General features: G+C 43.6%; 17 protein-coding genes. 8 read left to right on the top strand and 9 right to left on the bottom strand.

All coding sequences use genetic code 11. From position 1 onward, the window contains the following. Positions 1 to 83 precede the first annotated feature (83 nt). Positions 84 to 1,010 (bottom strand): DUF2989 domain-containing protein, encoded by a 927-nt coding sequence (locus GTW09_RS11865; protein ID WP_420809553.1) that lies wholly within the window; start codon positions 1,008 to 1,010, stop codon positions 84 to 86. A 90-nt stretch (positions 1,011 to 1,100) separates the two neighbouring features. Here GTW09_RS11865 and GTW09_RS11870 point away from each other — a divergent pair, with 90 nt between their 5' ends. From GTW09_RS11870 to GTW09_RS11900, 7 genes are all read left to right on the top strand, one after another. Continuing rightward, positions 1,101 to 2,546 (top strand): glyceraldehyde-3-phosphate dehydrogenase, encoded by a 1,446-nt coding sequence (locus GTW09_RS11870; protein WP_163112188.1) that lies wholly within the window; start codon positions 1,101 to 1,103, stop codon positions 2,544 to 2,546. Positions 2,547 to 2,731: 185 nt separating this feature from the next. Continuing rightward, a complete protein-coding gene (locus tag GTW09_RS11875; protein ID WP_163112063.1) occupies positions 2,732 to 3,865 on the top strand; it encodes a M14 family metallopeptidase in 1,134 nt (377 codons plus the stop codon). A gap of 105 nt (positions 3,866 to 3,970) precedes the next feature. Next, the gene (locus tag GTW09_RS11880; protein ID WP_163112064.1) at positions 3,971 to 5,629 is read left to right on the top strand and encodes an alanine/glycine:cation symporter family protein; all 1,659 of its coding nucleotides are present in this window, start codon (positions 3,971 to 3,973) and stop codon (positions 5,627 to 5,629) included. A 255-nt stretch (positions 5,630 to 5,884) separates the two neighbouring features. Next, entirely contained in the window at positions 5,885 to 6,211 is a 327-nt protein-coding gene (locus GTW09_RS11885) for a zinc ribbon domain-containing protein (RefSeq protein WP_163112065.1), read from the top strand. Beyond that, positions 6,212 to 6,505, top strand: a complete 294-nt coding sequence (locus tag GTW09_RS11890) for a YeaC family protein (protein ID WP_071979884.1) — start codon at positions 6,212 to 6,214, stop codon at positions 6,503 to 6,505. It abuts the gene before it with no gap. Continuing rightward, entirely contained in the window at positions 6,495 to 9,338 is a 2,844-nt protein-coding gene (locus GTW09_RS11895) for a DUF349 domain-containing protein (protein WP_163112066.1), read from the top strand. Before GTW09_RS11890 ends, GTW09_RS11895 begins: the two co-directional genes overlap by 11 nt. Next, entirely contained in the window at positions 9,339 to 9,557 is a 219-nt protein-coding gene (locus tag GTW09_RS11900) for a hypothetical protein (RefSeq protein WP_163112067.1), read from the top strand. 154 nt (positions 9,558 to 9,711) lie between these two features. Here GTW09_RS11900 and GTW09_RS11905 read toward each other — a convergent pair whose 3' ends face one another. Next, a complete protein-coding gene (locus GTW09_RS11905; protein WP_071979881.1) occupies positions 9,712 to 9,960 on the bottom strand; it encodes a hypothetical protein in 249 nt (82 codons plus the stop codon). 54 nt (positions 9,961 to 10,014) lie between these two features. Beyond that, positions 10,015 to 10,191, bottom strand: a complete 177-nt coding sequence (locus GTW09_RS11910) for a DUF1328 domain-containing protein (RefSeq protein ID WP_071979880.1) — start codon at positions 10,189 to 10,191, stop codon at positions 10,015 to 10,017. Positions 10,192 to 10,451: 260 nt separating this feature from the next. Between GTW09_RS11910 and yfbR the strand changes: the two genes are divergently transcribed. Further along, entirely contained in the window at positions 10,452 to 11,102 is a 651-nt protein-coding gene (yfbR, locus tag GTW09_RS11915; RefSeq protein ID WP_071979879.1) for a 5'-deoxynucleotidase, read from the top strand. 101 nt (positions 11,103 to 11,203) lie between these two features. On the opposite strand, the gene GTW09_RS11920 is transcribed toward yfbR, so the two are convergent. From GTW09_RS11920 to GTW09_RS11945, 6 genes are all read right to left on the bottom strand, one after another. Next, positions 11,204 to 11,848: a phosphoribosyl-AMP cyclohydrolase gene (locus GTW09_RS11920; RefSeq protein ID WP_163112068.1), complete on the bottom strand. Its 645-nt coding sequence runs from the start codon at positions 11,846 to 11,848 to the stop codon at positions 11,204 to 11,206. Positions 11,849 to 12,068: 220 nt separating this feature from the next. Beyond that, on the bottom strand, positions 12,069 to 12,647 hold the full coding sequence (locus tag GTW09_RS11925; RefSeq protein WP_163112069.1) for a CC0125/CC1285 family lipoprotein: 579 nt from the start codon (positions 12,645 to 12,647) through the stop codon (positions 12,069 to 12,071). A 25-nt stretch (positions 12,648 to 12,672) separates the two neighbouring features. Further along, positions 12,673 to 12,957: a hypothetical protein gene (locus GTW09_RS11930; RefSeq protein ID WP_239059370.1), complete on the bottom strand. Its 285-nt coding sequence runs from the start codon at positions 12,955 to 12,957 to the stop codon at positions 12,673 to 12,675. A 77-nt stretch (positions 12,958 to 13,034) separates the two neighbouring features. After that, a complete protein-coding gene (locus GTW09_RS11935; RefSeq protein WP_163112070.1) occupies positions 13,035 to 13,553 on the bottom strand; it encodes a hypothetical protein in 519 nt (172 codons plus the stop codon). A 12-nt stretch (positions 13,554 to 13,565) separates the two neighbouring features. Continuing rightward, positions 13,566 to 13,898 carry a DUF883 domain-containing protein gene (locus GTW09_RS11940; RefSeq protein ID WP_071979875.1) on the bottom strand — a complete coding sequence of 111 codons (333 nt, stop codon included), beginning with the start codon at positions 13,896 to 13,898 and terminating at the stop codon, positions 13,566 to 13,568. 161 nt (positions 13,899 to 14,059) lie between these two features. After that, positions 14,060 to 16,195, bottom strand: a complete 2,136-nt coding sequence (locus tag GTW09_RS11945; protein ID WP_163112071.1) for a response regulator — start codon at positions 16,193 to 16,195, stop codon at positions 14,060 to 14,062. Between the last annotated feature and the right edge of the window lie 11 nt (positions 16,196 to 16,206).

The following is a 16,206-nucleotide window of genomic DNA, read 5'->3' on the forward strand; positions in this document are numbered from 1 at the left end:
AACAAAAAAACCGCCTTCAAATGGCGGTTTTTTTATGCTTTTTAGCATTTTTTTAAACATCTAACTGTAATTATATTTCATATTTATAACTTGTTCAGCTTTAGCTTTTCCGCATTAAACGTACTGCTATCTAGTGCGCTGACAATATCGCCGGTGACTGCATCTAAAATATCGGTAGGTAGACTAAACTTTTCTCCCAACTGAATACGCTGAATGTCAGGTAAGCGGTCGTCATATTTTTCTGCTACGCCATACCATACATAGGCCATTCGGTAGTTTTCTACGTCAAGACCAATTGAAGCAAGAGAATGGTAGATGCTCACGTCTATATCTGCGCTATCGGTGTATAAGCTCAATGCACGGTAAAGCGTATCAACGGTGCGGTTTTGGTCTGACTTAATTTGCACAGAAGCTAGAGACACAAGTAACTCAGGATCACTCACTCGGTCGCTTGCAACATAGCGCTCAAAGCGATGGAAAGCTTCTTTGTCATTGAAACGAGTCCAATGATAATAGCTAAGGTAAGGGTCTAAGGAAGCTTTAGTTTCACGGGCTAAGCGTTCTAGTTCTCGTCTTGCGGTAATAACGCCTTTTAGGCGAGTCGCTTCTTTGCCTTTTCGTTTGACGTGCTCGATGTGCTGAACTTCTTGAACACACTCAAGATACGATTCAAAAGCAAGTAGAAGGGGGTACTTGAAGGCGTCGTTAGCCGGTTCTTGGTTGTAATAACGAAGTCGTATGATTTCTGCTCGCTGAGGTGTGCATCGTGCATCAAGGCTTAAGTCTGTACACATCTCACTCTTTTCACTGCATATTTCTTTTATGGTGGGCTCGAACCAATCACTACAACTTGGTACAAACAATATCAGTAAAGTAAAAAAGCAAGCTTTAGGTAAGAGTGTTGGAAATTTACTAAATAATGGGTGTCTATTCATATAAAGTACTGCAATTTTGAAATTTATCGACAATTTGGTCTTCCCTGCGTGATTAATTAAGATATGCGCCATCATCGTCAGACAGAACCTCACCTACGTGTACCCTAAGAATAATAAAAAGCTGACGTGAAACCAACGTTAATTTATATCGATGAAGGCTTAAGAATGAATCAACAGTACGAGCAGGAGTTACAAAGTAGCTGGCAAGAGCGTCAAGAGTACGCGGAAATCATGTTGCCATTAGTAGGGAAGCTTTACCGCAACAAAGCGGTGGAAATTTCTGTATATGGTCGCTCTCTTCTTAATGCGAGCGCTATCGACATTATAAAGGCACACCGTAAAGTGCGCTTACACGAGGGTATTAAACTTCGTTTGCGTGAAAGTTATCCCATACTAGAAGCCTTAAGCGAGATGGAAATTGCGCCAGCGCAAATCGACATCGGCAAACTGGCTTTCGATTTTCATTATGGCTCTGCGGTAGATAATGACGACCTTAAAGGCTACTTGACTGAAAAGCTCAGCGAAGTTGTTAATAAAGAAGACAACCAGCAGCCTCAAGACGTCGTGCTTTATGGTTTTGGTCGCATTGGTCGTTTACTTGCTCGCCTTCTTATCGAGCGCCAGGGTAAAAATAATAAGCTTCGCCTGAGAGCAATCGTTGTGCGCGGTGGACGCGACGGCGACCTAGAGAAGCGCGCCAGCCTGCTACGTAGAGACTCGGTACACGGACCTTTCAACGGCAGCATTACGATTGATCATGAACGCAATGCACTTAAAGCCAATGGCTCTTTTATTCAAGTTATCTATGCCAACAGCCCGGATGAAGTGGATTACACCCAGTATGGCATTGACAACGCTATTATTATCGACAACACGGGGATTTGGCGTGACCGCGAAGGTCTAGGTCTTCACCTCAAGGCAAAAGGAGCGGCTAAAGCGATTCTTACTGCACCTGGCAAGGGCGACATCAAGAATATCGTTTACGGTGTTAACGATAGTGAAGTGACGTTAGACGATACTATCGTTTCAGCTGCGAGCTGCACTACAAACGCTATTACCCCGGTGTTAAAAGCGTTAGACGAAGAGTACGGTATTAAAAACGGCCATGTCGAAACCGTTCACTCTTATACTAACGATCAAAACCTTATTGATAACTACCACAAAGGTGACCGTCGCGGTCGCAGCGCGCCACTCAACATGGTTATTACGGAGACGGGAGCAGCAAAAGCGGTTGCCAAAGCATATCCTAAGCTAGGTGGAAAACTTACGGGTAATGCTATTCGTGTTCCTACACCTAACGTTTCCATGGCAATATTGAACCTGAACTTAGAAAAGGCTACAGACAAGCTTTCAGTGAACGAGTTTTTGCGCGACACCGCGCTGTTCTCTAAGCTTCAGCACCAAATTGACTACACAGCCAGCAAAGAAATCGTGTCTACCGATTTGGTAGGCTCTAGAGCCGCGTCGGTTGTTGATTCGCAGGCCACAATCGTGTCTGAAGACCGCTTAACGCTTTATGTTTGGTACGACAACGAGTTCGGCTATAGCTGCCAGGTACTTCGCGTTGTTCGTGATATGGCAAACTTGAGCTTTCCAACGCTGCCGCTTTAACACTTGATGTCGTAAGCGTTTAAATACAGCACTAAAAATGTATAAAAACCGACCTATGGGTCGGTTTTTTTATAAGTGTAAAGAAAATCTATACTGTAGCGCTGGTAAAACCAGCCTATTCACATGGTATTTGTGTTAATGACTATGCTAAATTAGCGCACAAATAATAAGGGAAACGACAGTCTATGCATATTTCCAGTCAGTTCGACAGTGGCAACATTAACGTTGTTCACGCCAAATCTCCTGAAGACATTCTTCTTAGCATCCCTAAAGACAACCAATCAGAGTTTGCTCAATGGTTTCATTTTCGTTTGATGGGTGAAACCTTTGTAACGCATAAAATGACGATTCAGGGGCTAGCAACATCTGCATACCCAGAAGGTTGGAAGGACTATAAGGTATTGGCCTCTTACGATAGGCAAACCTGGTTTCGAGTGCCAACCTCTTTCGACGGTGACAACTTAACTTTCTCACTAACACTCGAGCAATCGAGCGTTTACTTTGCCTACTTCATTCCGTACAGCTACGAACGTCATCTAGACCTTATCTGCGATGCGCAGATGTCATTATTATGTGAGCATCGTTTTCTTGGACTCACGCTAGACGGTCGCGATATGTCTTTGTTGGTTATAGGTGAAGAAGCACCTAATAAAAAGAAAGTGTGGATTACGGCAAGACAACACCCTGGTGAAACCATGGCAGAGTGGTGCGCTGAAGGTATCATTTACCGGTTACTTGATGAGCAAGACGGTTTGGCGCGACAGTTGCTTGATAACGCCGTGTTTTACATTGTTCCGAATATGAATCCAGATGGTGGTGCGAGAGGACATTTGCGTACTAACGCTGTGGGTACCAACTTGAATCGAGAGTGGGCGACACCTTCAGCAGAAAAAAGCCCTGAAGTACTTTACGTGCTAAATGCGATGGAAGAGACAGGTGTCGACATGTACCTAGATTTGCACGGTGATGAGGCGCTTCCGTACAATTTTGTGGCAGGCGGTGAAGGAAACCCCAGTTACAATGATGAAATTAAAGATTTAGAAAACACCTTTAAGACAGCGCTATTGAATGCCACCCCTGAATTTCAGGATGAATTTGGTTACGAGAAAGATGCACCCGGTGAAGCAAATCTAACCGTAGCGTCAAACGCTGTAGGTGAAAAATTTACCTGCATGGCGTACACCGTTGAAATGCCATTTAAAGACAACGCGAATGTGCCAGATGACGTTTATGGTTGGTCTGTTCAGCGCAGTCGCCAATTTGGTGAAGATATACTTATTGCTGTAAATGCAGTGGTAAATAAGCAAAATAATAAGTAAAACGACAAGTTCGATTTTACACATTAGACCTCGCCTGGATGAGGTCTTGGCCATACATTGTTGGCAACACATTACAAAACAACAAAATAATAAAGGGGAATTACCTTGGAAGGGTTATACGGTTTACTTATCACGCTTGATAGCTTTTTAGGAGGAGCGCGCTGGTTTCCTTTCGTGCTTCTTGGCGTGGGCTTATTTTTCACGATTTATTTAAAATTTCCGCAAATTCGCTTCTTTAAGCACGCGTGGCAGGTAATAACAGGAAAGTTCGACAAAGAAAGCGATCCTGGTGACACCACTCACTTTAGGGCGCTTACCACTGCACTTTCTGGAACTGTAGGAACGGGTAACATATCTGGGGTGGCATTCGCTATCTTTTTGGGTGGTCCAGCGGCCTTATTTTGGATGTGGGTGACCGCATTTTTAGGTATGACGACTAAATTCGTCGAGGTTACGCTTTCACATAAATATCGCGTAAAAACCGAAGACGGTACTATGGCGGGTGGCCCCATGTATTACATGGATCGTCGCCTTAACATGAAATGGTTAGCTGTAGCGTTTGCTATTGCAACAGTTGTTAGCTCTTTTGGCACCGGTAACTTGCCGCAAAGTAACGGTATTGCACAGAGTATTGAAGCGACATTTGGATTTGAACCATGGCTAGTGGGTAGTGTACTTGGCATATTGCTGGCACTGGTTATATTAGGCGGAATTCAACGTATCGCTGCTTTCACGGCCCGCGTTGTGCCTGTTATGGCGGTAATTTACCTCATTGGGGCAATGGCCGTAATATTCGCTAACTTAGAGAATATTATACCGTCTTTTATGTCTGTTATTGGTGATGCCTTTACCGGTTCGGCAGCGGCTGGCGGGTTTTTAGGAGCGTCGCTTGCGTACGCCTTCAACCGTGGCGTAAACAGGGGCTTATTTTCAAACGAGGCGGGGCAAGGTTCTGCGCCTATCGCTCACGCGGCAGCGAAAACAAAGGAGCCGGCTTCGGAGGGAATGGTGTCGTTGCTAGAACCCTTCATCGACACAATTTTGATTTGTACTATTACCGGGCTTGTTATCCTCTCTTCTGGTGTTTGGAAAGAGAAGCATGAAAATGTTTTCGACCGCTCAGATATGTTCTTCGTAGACGGCCAGTACGACGATAGCGAGAAGAAAGATGTGGAATCGCTGTATGGCTTTTTGAACGATGTCGAAGGTAATGAGATTAAGCCTTACACGGGTACAATCACAGTGGTAAACGGAACGGCAGTAAGCGGTGATTTTACGCTTATTAACTCGCGCTCTGTGGCGGAAGACGTTAAATATTCTGTGGGCAGCGAAGACCTCTTTACTGGCACACTGAAAATAGAAGACGGAAAACCACTTAAAGATAACTTAGAAGTAAGTGGTAAGTCGTTAGTACATTCAGCCGCACTTACCACTATTGCATTCACGCGAGGCTTCTTCGGTGACTTTGGGCAGTACATTGTTTCTATTGGTCTGTTGTTGTTTGCGTTCTCAACCGCTATTGCGTGGTCTTATTACGGTGACCGTGCTATGACCTACCTTTTAGGCCCCCGTTCTGTTATGCCTTATCGTGTAATCTACGTTGCCGGTTTCGTATGGGCTGCTTTCTCAGATACAACCCTTGTATGGGCGCTGTCGGCGGTAGCAATTGTGGTTATGACACTGCCTAACTTGTTTGGCATATTGCTATTGAGCAAAGAAATGAAAGAAACGGTCAATGACTACTGGTCGAGAGCCAAGAAATAATTTGATGCAACGACTTCAGGATTAATTATTATTTAGGTAATGGATTAGTCTTAATACTGTTGCAATAAGTAAAAAGTGCGAGCGCAGGCATTGCTTAGTTGGTGGCAATGCAATTCTCGCATTTTTTGTTTGTGAAGTAGGTAATCCGACTTCATTGTTGCAACCAACTTCAGTATGATACCCGTCCGCGAGACAGAGAGGCTAAGACGTATTCTCTGTTGTTTTTTACTCGCAGCGTATTAACAGGAGCAACGCATGGCATTAGTTGACTGCCCGTCGTGTAAGAAAAAAACCTCTGACAAGGCGAAGGAGTGTCCTCATTGTGGATTTAAGGTGGGTGACGCAACGTCTGAAGACGTTGAAAGAAAGCAAAGCCTACACAGATTTCAAAAACTCCAAAGCATTCAAAATCAGTCTTTACTTGCTATGCTAATTTTCGTGGCGAGTTTTGGTTTTATGTATTGGGGAGGGACTAGGCCAGGAGACCTTCAGCACAACCTTGCTATTTTAGGAGCGGTTGTCGGGTTTGTTTGGTACCTAGTGAATAGAGCACGTATTGTAATGATAAAGCGTTTTTCTTAGATGAATATAGATGCATTAGTAAGCAGTATGACGCCAGAGGTTTATGAACGCTTGCGTCAAGCAGTAGAGACAGGTAAGTGGATAGATGGAACGCCACTTAACGAAGAGCAAAAAGCCAGCAGTATGCAGGCGGTTATGTTGTATCAGGCGAAAATAGAAAAATCCTCTGAACACATGACAGTAGGCGAGAGCGGTGAAATCGTGCATAAAAGCAAAGCCGATTTTAAACGTTCTCTTTCGGACCAAAATAATGATAACAACACGATAGCGCGGTTCAAACAGGATGATATTTAGTCGTATATTTGCTCCTTCTCACACCAGTCCAAAGTCAGAAAAAAGACTGGAAGCCATTAAAAATCTCTCACCGGAAAAACAACAAGAAAAAACAATACTGCACGAGTTGGCCTTCAATGATGAAAGCGCTGATGTGAGCCTTGCTGCGCTAGAGAAACTTAATAGCTTTGTTCTTTGGCTTAAAATGGCGCAGATTGCAAAATCATCAAACGTGAAAAAAGCCGCGCAGCAGCGTGTAAATGACGCTATTGCTGGAAAAGGCTCACTAGCGTTATCTCGCGAAGAAAAAGCGACTTTTCTATCAGAAACCGCAAGCCCAGACTTAATCATTGAAGTAGTGCAACAAGATGTGGCCAATCAGGATTTCGCGCTACTCAGTGAACCTTCACTTGCGCACACTTTACTGGAGAAGGTCGATAAACCGTCTTTTACCCAGTTTGTATTTTTAAACTGTAATAACCCTCTATTACAGCAGCAACTGATTAATGCACAGTCGCAGATCTCATTGTTGCAGAAGTGGGCTAAAAAGGCAGGTGATGACAAACTATTAGCTGACTTAAATGCACGTATAGATGCAATCAGAGAGGCTGAGCAAAAACCTGTCGAGCTGAAAAAGCAGCTTACGTTGTGTTTGTCAAAATACCGCGCTTTGTTAGACAAAACAGATGTGGAGCAAATTGTAGATTTGCAATCTGTGTATGAAAGTGAGTTAACCGGCTTATTCGCCAACGTTGAAATTCTCAACGCTGATGATCGCGAGGAATACCAGGAAAAACACAGTAAGATAGCGGAGCAAGTTTCTCGCTATCTAGATAGAATTCGTCCGGCGTGGGAAGAAAAACAACAGCAGTCGCTACTTGCCAATACGCAAGCCCTATGCGAGCAGCAACTAACCCATGCCAAGCAGCAAGTTAACTGGCTTTATAATACCCGTCTTTGTGAGGCGACATTAGCAGATGTCGCTACAGTCAACGAGAGCGTTCGTGGTGTTGAAGCCACTATTGAGCATTTAAATCAGCTCGATAATAGCAACAAAAGAATGAAAGAAGTTCAGCTAGCTGTTGACGAACTCAACGCAAAGCTAGAGGCCTTTTCTCTTCAGCAGCAGTATGGGCAGAAGCTGTTATCCCGCTTGCACACTGTTGAAGATATCGCGCAAAAGCTCACTGATGATGCGTTAGAGGAAGTAGAGCTTCGAGACATTAGAAGTGCTTTTGATACGGCGGTGGAGGAATACACCGAGCTTAGCAAAGAGCTCATTATGCAACCGCAGGTTATTTTACAACGTTTTAAAGCCGCTACTAAACAAGTTAGAGCAGAGCAAAAGGCATTGAAATCGAAGCATCTCGATGAGTTACGTCAAGTAAGAAAGCAAATCAGCATTGTCGATAACCTGGTGTCTCAAGGTAAATTTCGCGCTGCAATGTCAAAGTTTAAAAAGCTTTCAGAAGAGGTACAAGGCCTACCTGCTGATATAAAAAGAGACATTGAAAAGCGCTATCAAAAAACCGCTGATGATATTGCTCGCCTTGAAGGTTGGCAGAGCTACATTGCAGAACCGCGTAAGCCCGCGCTGGTTGAAGAAGCACAAACTCTTGCAGCGACGCCAGCCGAAAACATCAAGCAGCGAAGCGAAGCCATTAAATATCTCCGCAGCCAATGGCTGTCATTGAGTGCACCTGCACTGTCTGACTCACAAAATAGTACTGGCGAGCAGACAGAGGAGCTACAGAAAGCTTTTGATACTGCGCTTGAAAAGGCCTTTGAGCCATGCAGAGAGCATTATGCCAAACTTGATGCAGAGCGAGCTGCAGCACTAGAGCTGCGTCGCTCAATTATTGTCAAAGCAAAAGATATCGACCCAGACACGCCGCCATCGGAGCTAAGCAAAATACTCGACAGGCTTGCCAAACAGTGGCGAGCCTGTGGTCAAGTTGAAAAGCAAGACTACGAGCAGCTAAAGCAAGAGTGGAAGGCTGTAAACTCACCACTTCAAAAAACTGTTCGCGAATGGCAGAGTCAAAATCAAGCGCTTAAGCAAGCCTTAGTAGATAAGGTAGATGCATTGCAAAGTGCTGAAGATATGGAAGCTGCTGCCCAATCCGCTCAGACATTACAGCAAGAGTGGAAGCAAATTGGACATGCAGGAAAACGCGAAGAAAGCAGATTATGGGCAGAATTTAAAAAGCGCAATGACGAAGTATTTGAACGTATTAAAAGTCAGCGCAAAGCCCAAAATAATGCTTTTGCTCAGCGTGCGGAAGCACTGGTTGCTATTTTAGCCTCCATTGCCGTAGAGGCTGATGAAGATACCTATAGCAGCGCTCTCAAACCAGTGGAAGATGGGTTAGCAGAACTTACAGGTGCCAACCGCACAAAAGTTGAACGCAAAATCAGTGAGCTAAATCGAAAGAGAGAAAATTATCTGCGCGAAAACCTCAATGAGCGGAAAACAGCACGTGCGCAGGCGTTAATATCACTATTACAAAATAATGAACCCGGTGAGCGAGAAGCGCATCTAGAAATTTTAGGTAAGCGCTGGTCGAGTATATACACCAATGCAAGCAACTCAGACACTTCGCGTCATGATAGACAATGGCTAACCGTGGCACTAGAAGTAGCGTGTGAGATGCCAAGTCCAGAGGCAGATTCGTCAACTCGTTCAAGCGTACAGCTTCAAATGATGACCGCGAAGCTGGAAAGTGGCGAGGCTCCGTCTCCTGCCGACATTCTGGGAGATTGGTTATCTCATGGTGAGGTGAAAAGCAGTGAGCACGGGTTACTGCAGCGAGTTATCAGTGTTATCGATAACAAACCAGGTGTGCTTGCGTAGATGGAAAATAGTGTTGAGTTTGAATTTGGTTCCGAGATGTCAGCCTATCGGTTTCTCAATACTGTGAAGCATATTGATGCTGAAGGTCTTCGGGTTAAGTTTGGGCAGACAGATCACCATGTGAGCGTCAAATACACATATATCTTGGGAGAGTTTGATCAAACTCTCTCAACGCTAGACGATTTAGCGCGAGAAATGGGCGGTATTGAAGTGTCTTAACCGATCCTAAGTGGCGTTGTATCGCTAGGTGACAAACGTAAAAAAATAGCCGGTAACGTCTACCGGCTATTTTTTATTTTTTCACATAGCGATTCTCATGTGGCGAGAGAGAGTTGTTACTAACAATCCATCCCGCTAGTGAGTCACCTAGTGGTTAGCAATCGTCGTCTTCTGCATCTACGCCTTCTTTGACGTCTTCACAAGCGTCTTCAACGGCGTTTCCTGCGTCATCGGCCATATCACCGATTTCTTCGCCACCGTCTTCGAGAGCGTTACCCGCGTCGGTGACCATTTCATCAAGTTCTTCACCTGCGCTTTCAGCGTCGTTTTCACTGCATGCTGCTACAGACAATACAAATATTGATGCCGCTGCTACCTTTGCTAAATCTTTAAATGAAATCATATCCTTACTCCTTTTCTTTAACTATCTAATTTAACTGCTTAATTTGAGGGCGTGTTACGCTTTTGGCGCTTTGCCACGAAGAGCGTTTGCGATTAGCGAGATGACAAGAAACGCTACAAATACGAAAAATAATATTTGTGCAATTCCTGTTGCCGCACCTGCTATGCCCGAGAAGCCAAAAACTGCTGCAATAATGGCGATAATAAAAAATGTGATTGCCCAGCCTAACATAGTAAGTTCCTCTTGTTGCTTCCGTTTCGTTCAGTAAAGGTGATGCTATGTTAGTGCCATATTTTTAAGTGTATGTTATTAATGATAAAAATTTAATTTTTATCATTCTGGACAGTAATTATTGTGCGTCTCAACAATAATAATTACAGGTGATTTGCAGTTTTTACAGTCGACAAACTGCGAGAGAGATAATTTACATTGTGTTAATGGGCAGCCAAAAGGTAAGATCGGAAACTTAAAATATGTGAAGGAACAGACTAATGGCAAATACACACTCGGCGTTTATCGGACTAATGCAGCGGGCTCGTAACGTAAAGCGATGGCCATTAATGGCTCAGTTTCAAGACGAAATGCTTTCTACTCACATTTACGAGGCTTCTGTTGTTGGACATATGCTAGGCGCTATAGCGTGCGATATCTTTAAAGAAGATATTGATCCAGATAGGGTGGCCGCCATGGCGATTTTCCACGAGGGTAGTGAAATTGCAGGGATGAGCGATATACCTAGCCCGGTAAAGTATCACGATCCCGAGACAACATCGGCAATCAAGAAGCTTGAACGCCGTTTTGAGGCCATGTTAATCAAAACGTTACCTGAAGCGCTGCAGCATCGCTATCAATCATTAATAGAGCAAGACAAGGAAGACGCACATGTGACCCTTGCGAAAGCGGCCGACGTTCTATGCGCTTATCTAAAATGTGATTATGAGCTATCCAAATCAAATTCTGAGTTTGCTAATGCGATGCAGGAAATGGAAGTGCAACTAAAACGCTACAAAGAAAAGCTGCCCGCTGTGAGCTATTTTTGCCAGATTTTTCTTGAAGATGCTAAAGGTACTCTTGATGAACAAACAAAGGATTTAGAGTGGATAGAGCGAGCTAATACGCTTCATTTAGATAGCGATGATTAGATAATTTGCGCTAAAAAAGCCGGGGTAAAACACGAGTTGTTGTTTTACCCTAGCTGGCTATCTAGTTTGCTTCTTGAGCTATATAGGTCACTGGCTCTTAATTAGCTGCCCGAGGGGTTGTAGGGCAGCGAAGATTGGTGAGCGACAATGCGTAACTTATTATCACTGTCTTTTACGTAAGCAAAGGTATATTCCACTTTGGTTTCATCGCCTTTTGTGTCAGTAAAATAATAGTTTCCCATTGCCACAGCCATTCTGCAGCTATTGTTGATAATGCCCACGTTATCAAACTTCACATTTGTGTAAGGTTTAATGGCAAAGCCTTTATCTTCCGCATAAGCATCATTTCCGCCAACAAAGTAAGACAGAGCAGCATCAAAACTAGATCTAAACTGATCGTTGGCTGCAAGTGTGGGTTTGAAAAGCACACTGCTCAAATCGTACCCATACATGTCTTGGATGAAGTCGGCAGCTTCATTAGAATAATCGCCGTTATTGGAATATACCGAGCCTATTTCAACAATACCGTCGCCCCACATTTTTTGTGCGGCAATAACTTCGCGCTCAGTAATACATGAGTTTGAATAGAGTAGCGAATTATCCAGTGCTTGTGCTGTAAGGGAAGGCGATGCGCTTGTTGTGCTACCTGCTTTCTGAGGGTTTGCAACCGCACTGCATCCCGAAGCAAGTAGTATCACGGCTGTTGTAGCGATAGTTTTTGAGCTAATGACGTTTAATTTATTCATCTCATAAATCCTTCATCTTGTGTCAGTGAGTCACAATTGCAATTTCAGGTTTATTGCATTGCTTACTGTCAAGCATATAGCGAAGTGATTACGGCTACTTTTGTAGCAGATTAAAAACAGATGAACATGGAATTAAGAGCAGATTCACGAGGAATAAAGTAAGTTTACGCCTCGTAAAGACGGTGTTTTAGTTAAGCCAATATCGGCTTAACCGTTTGTATTAATAGTTCTGATTTTTTTCTTCTAGGGGTTGTGCAAGCAACTCGCTAACCGAAAATGCGTTATTGCCAAGACTAACTTTGTCATTCGACATCTCGGCGACAATTGAAAAATAAATATCTTTCATCGCTTTCTTTTCAATATCGCTGGGATTTGGCAATGTTGAAGGTTGTGCAACGTTTGAACATCCAGACATGGTGCACTGTTTATCAGAGGGAAAAGTGACCTGGTCGTTTTTGGTCATTGATATTTCGCGGGCTATAACCCGTTTCTTTTCAATGTTTGTAGATGCGACAGCAACAAAATCAAATCCATTAGTCTGCGCGATTTCTGCTGCCCTTCTCAGTGCATACTGCTGCACCTTATCAGCAGGCGTCTTGTCAGAAGCTTTAAACAGAATTCGGTATTCTGCGTCGCTTATTTTTTCACTTGAATAACCGTAGCTTTGCTCTGATTTGGCCGATTTATAAGGTGTAGGCGATGCTACTGGAACCGACGCACAACCGGCTAAAATGTTGCTTGTGATAATTGTGGCACCTACGACAGCGTGAATATTTCTTATTTTAAATTTATGACGCATCAATAACTTCCTTTTGCCATATTAATTACATTTTAAATAGCGATAGCAACGCGGTTCTGCCTATCGTTGTTAGTGCTGTTTTACGATTCTTTTTCACTTTTGGTTTCGCGTCAGATGCACCTTTACAGGCGCCTAAACCCACAATAGAAAGAATAACTTCAGGTTTGCCAAATAAAAAACTGCACTGCAATTTGGCGTTTTCTTCCGCTAACGATGCGTGATGCTTTTGGGCATACAGATCTCTTTCTCTTTTCTCGATATCAAGCAACTGTTCTTTCAGTAAAACGTTTTTCATCAGTGCGTTAATCATAACGTTTATCCTATACTATAGCGTAGTTTCAGACTAATGACGTCTTATGGGAGTCTTATGAAAATATTATGCAAATTTTATGAAAGAAGGCTGCGTTTTATTAACCCTATCACCCTTTCAAAGCTAACTAGTTGAGATGCATTTTTTGCCAGTCTAAACAACAATATTGCTGCAGCTACATTAATGCACAGAAGTATGCAAATAATGACAAACACGCTGAGGTTTACAGAATACAGCGCTATGCTCAAGCCAACATTGAGAATTACCCAGCACACCATAGATATGACGAAAACAGCCATCGAGGCCACTATAGTAATGAGAAGAGAGCGCTTGATGAGCATTAATTCACTGTTGAAAAGGCTTAAAAAGGCTGTCCCTTGCTTTGTACGCTGCTTAACGGCATTTTTTAGCGCGTCGAAAACGTCTTCATATTCAGGGTTGGGGTAGGGATGGGACGCGTTACGGCCCGATGATGCCCTCTTACTGGCGTCGGCAACATTATCGAAATTCGCCTGATCCCTTGGGGGAGTCAGGCGAAACGGATTTTCATCGCTCACGGTAAAATGAGCATGCCGAAAATCAGGTAATTCACTCATAGTGGCGAGCTACTACTTTTTACGAAATAGCGAAGTCACTAACACGCCCGCCGCAAATGCGAGTCCCGCTGTTGCCACTGGATTTTCAATCGCGTAATTACGCACTTTTGACGATTGCCACTTTTGTTCGGCAAGACGCTTGCGTTCTGACATGTTTTCTGCAGACGCTGTTGCTGTGCGACGTATATTTTCCTCAGCCACGCTAGCATTATCTGCAAGCTTATCTACAGACTCATGGAGTGATTCTTTTAGTTGGTCCGTAACGGGGTGGCTAGGTTCTGATGTTGCTTTACCATTTGCCGATGTATTTTTCGCCGCTGTGGTTTTCGCAGTTTGTGTAGCCATAGTAGTCTCCTTGATTTTACTAGGTTCAAATAGATAGGAGCAACTGTTATGCCATAGGTTAGGTAATTGATTTTGCTGGCTTTTAGATATTTTGATTTAGAAAGTTAAGTAGAATGCACACAGATTTGTGAGCACTCTGTAAGAATTGCGCAGTTGGTCAGTTATACTAGTATGCTCTCTAGATCGTTTTTAGTAACCGGTTTAAGCAAAGCATTGTCTATACCAATAGACCGCATAGTGCTTTCATCAGCTTGGTGCCCACTGACTATGGTTAATTTACATGATGTCTGCTGCAGTTTAATTTTTTTGGCCAATTCATAACCATCGTAGTCCGGTAGGGTTAAATCCATCAGAATATGATCGAAACTTTGTTCATCAACAGCGTCTAGTGCATCACTACCACACAAACTCTTCACTACCTCGCATCCCAAGTGAGTAAGAAATAATTGCAGTAACTCCGCAGCATCTTCATCATCCTCAACAACAAGCACTCTTTTGGCACTCGGCTGAGTTTGCTTTTCCTCATGTTCAGCGCGCTTAACCTTTGAGGTAGGTAGTTTTTCTTGCTGAGACTTCAGCGGGCTAGGCACATCTAGCTTAACCCTAGGCTCTGGGCGCTCAGGTGCAAAAGGTTTGTTGATTGGCATACCTGAAACTTGCGTCTCGACATTTGAAAACGTCACTGGGTTATCTTCAGGTAAATAAAGTGTCAATAAGCTTGCCAGGGCAAACCTATCAATGGGTTTCCCAATAACGTCGTTAAAACCTTCGCGAATGAGAGATTCTTTTAATCCTTTACGGCTCGCCGCAGTAACTGCAATAACGGGTAGGTCTTTGCCGTGACGCCTTATGGCATGTAGTGCCTCTATGCCATTCATAACTGGCATATGGATATCCATGAGAACTAGGTTAAAAGGAGCATTTTGTTCATCTGCTTGTAATACTGCCTCGAGGGCTTTTACGCCATTCTCGGCGTAACTGATATCGGCTTTAGACTGGCTCACTAAGTGTCCGGTAAGCCTTCTGATTTCGCGCAAGTCATCCACAATAAGTACTTTGCCGGTGAGCTGCATGTTCAGGTTACTGGGCTCAACAGGAGCAACTTGCCCAAGTGAGAGCTCATCAAATGTTTGATCGCTGAGACTTCCGGGGTTGATGAAAAAACTAAAGCTGCTGCCTTCACCCATTTTAGAAGAGACAGATATATCGCCTTCCAGCTTACAAACCAGTTCTTTACATATGGCAAGCCCAAGACCCGCGCCACCATGATTAGCACGCATAACATCTTCAATTTGTTCAAACGGGTGGAAGATGTTGTCCAACTTATCCGGCGCCATTCCAATACCAGTATCATCAACAGTAAATCTTAACACGCTCTCTAGCGCTTTAGACTCTGCGTAGTTTTCGCTCTGCTGACTTACCTTCGATGGCTCCATTTCTATGGTAAGCGTAATGCTGCCTTTGTCTGTGAATTTCACAGCGTTGGTTATCAAATTGATTAAAATTTGACGCAGACGAGTGGGATCGGTTCGAATAAACTCTGGCAACTTCGTCTTAGGCACGACATTTAAACTCAGTCCCTTATCCTTAGCATTCAATTGCATCAACGAGTGTATATCAGTAAGAAACGCAGCTAAGTTAATTTCTTTCATATTCAACTCAAGCTTATCGGCCATTATGCGCGACATGTCGAGCAAGTCATTTAGCAGACTCAACAGGTGTTTACCGTTTGAATGAATGATAGAAAGTTCTTGTTGAAACGGGCTATTTCTGGCGTCGTCTATCAATAGTTCCGTATATCCTAGAATGGAGGTGAGCGGCGTTCTTAATTCGTGTCCCAAATGAGCAAGAAATTTATCCTTCGCCTTGTTTTTTTGTTCTACCTTATTGCGTTCCATTCGTTCGTTTTCGATATCTCGACGAACGAGTGCGTAACGAATAGTTCGCATGAAACGCGGCGATTCAATTTCAGATTTTTGAAGATAATCGGCAGCGCCTGCGCGCATCACCATCTCATCGACAGTTGAGTCAGATTGACCTGTAAGGATCACAACGGGTAAGTTGTACTGATTTGCTTTTAATTTGTCTATGACGTCAAGGGCGTTTTCGGCGCCCAGCAAAAAGTCTAGAAGGCACAAGTCAAATGTGTCTTGTTTTAGTGCCTCGATGGCCGAGTCACTGTCGGTAGCCCACGTGAGCAGGAACTTAGGAGAGTCGCAACGCTCTAGATAATCAGAGGTAAGGAAGTAGTCATCTTCATCATCCTCTATCAATAGAATTTTTATTACCTCTGTCATCTAGTACTCCG

The organism is Alteromonas hispanica (assembly GCF_010500915.1).
Lineage (GTDB): Bacteria > Pseudomonadota > Gammaproteobacteria > Enterobacterales > Alteromonadaceae > Alteromonas > Alteromonas hispanica.

Bases quoted from the DNA above. Each gene is read 5' to 3' on its own strand.
- GTW09_RS11890 (WP_071979884.1), top strand. From the start codon at position 6,212: ATGAATATAGATGCATTAGTAAGCAGTATGACGCCAGAGGTTTATGAA.
- GTW09_RS11945 (WP_163112071.1), bottom strand. From the start codon at position 16,195: ATGACAGAGGTAATAAAAATTCTATTGATAGAGGATGATGAAGATGAC.
- GTW09_RS11900 (WP_163112067.1), top strand. From the start codon at position 9,339: ATGGAAAATAGTGTTGAGTTTGAATTTGGTTCCGAGATGTCAGCCTAT.
- GTW09_RS11905 (WP_071979881.1), bottom strand. From the start codon at position 9,960: ATGATTTCATTTAAAGATTTAGCAAAGGTAGCAGCGGCATCAATATTT.
- GTW09_RS11870 (WP_163112188.1), top strand. From the start codon at position 1,101: ATGAATCAACAGTACGAGCAGGAGTTACAAAGTAGCTGGCAAGAGCGT.
- yfbR (WP_071979879.1), top strand. From the start codon at position 10,452: ATGGCAAATACACACTCGGCGTTTATCGGACTAATGCAGCGGGCTCGT.
- GTW09_RS11885 (WP_163112065.1), top strand. From the start codon at position 5,885: ATGGCATTAGTTGACTGCCCGTCGTGTAAGAAAAAAACCTCTGACAAG.
- GTW09_RS11895 (WP_163112066.1), top strand. From the start codon at position 6,495: ATGATATTTAGTCGTATATTTGCTCCTTCTCACACCAGTCCAAAGTCA.
- GTW09_RS11865 (WP_420809553.1), bottom strand. From the start codon at position 1,010: ATGATGGCGCATATCTTAATTAATCACGCAGGGAAGACCAAATTGTCG.
- GTW09_RS11920 (WP_163112068.1), bottom strand. From the start codon at position 11,848: ATGAATAAATTAAACGTCATTAGCTCAAAAACTATCGCTACAACAGCC.
- GTW09_RS11910 (WP_071979880.1), bottom strand. From the start codon at position 10,191: ATGTTAGGCTGGGCAATCACATTTTTTATTATCGCCATTATTGCAGCA.
- GTW09_RS11930 (WP_239059370.1), bottom strand. From the start codon at position 12,957: ATGATTAACGCACTGATGAAAAACGTTTTACTGAAAGAACAGTTGCTT.
- GTW09_RS11875 (WP_163112063.1), top strand. From the start codon at position 2,732: ATGCATATTTCCAGTCAGTTCGACAGTGGCAACATTAACGTTGTTCAC.
- GTW09_RS11940 (WP_071979875.1), bottom strand. From the start codon at position 13,898: ATGGCTACACAAACTGCGAAAACCACAGCGGCGAAAAATACATCGGCA.
- GTW09_RS11935 (WP_163112070.1), bottom strand. From the start codon at position 13,553: ATGAGTGAATTACCTGATTTTCGGCATGCTCATTTTACCGTGAGCGAT.
- GTW09_RS11925 (WP_163112069.1), bottom strand. From the start codon at position 12,647: ATGCGTCATAAATTTAAAATAAGAAATATTCACGCTGTCGTAGGTGCC.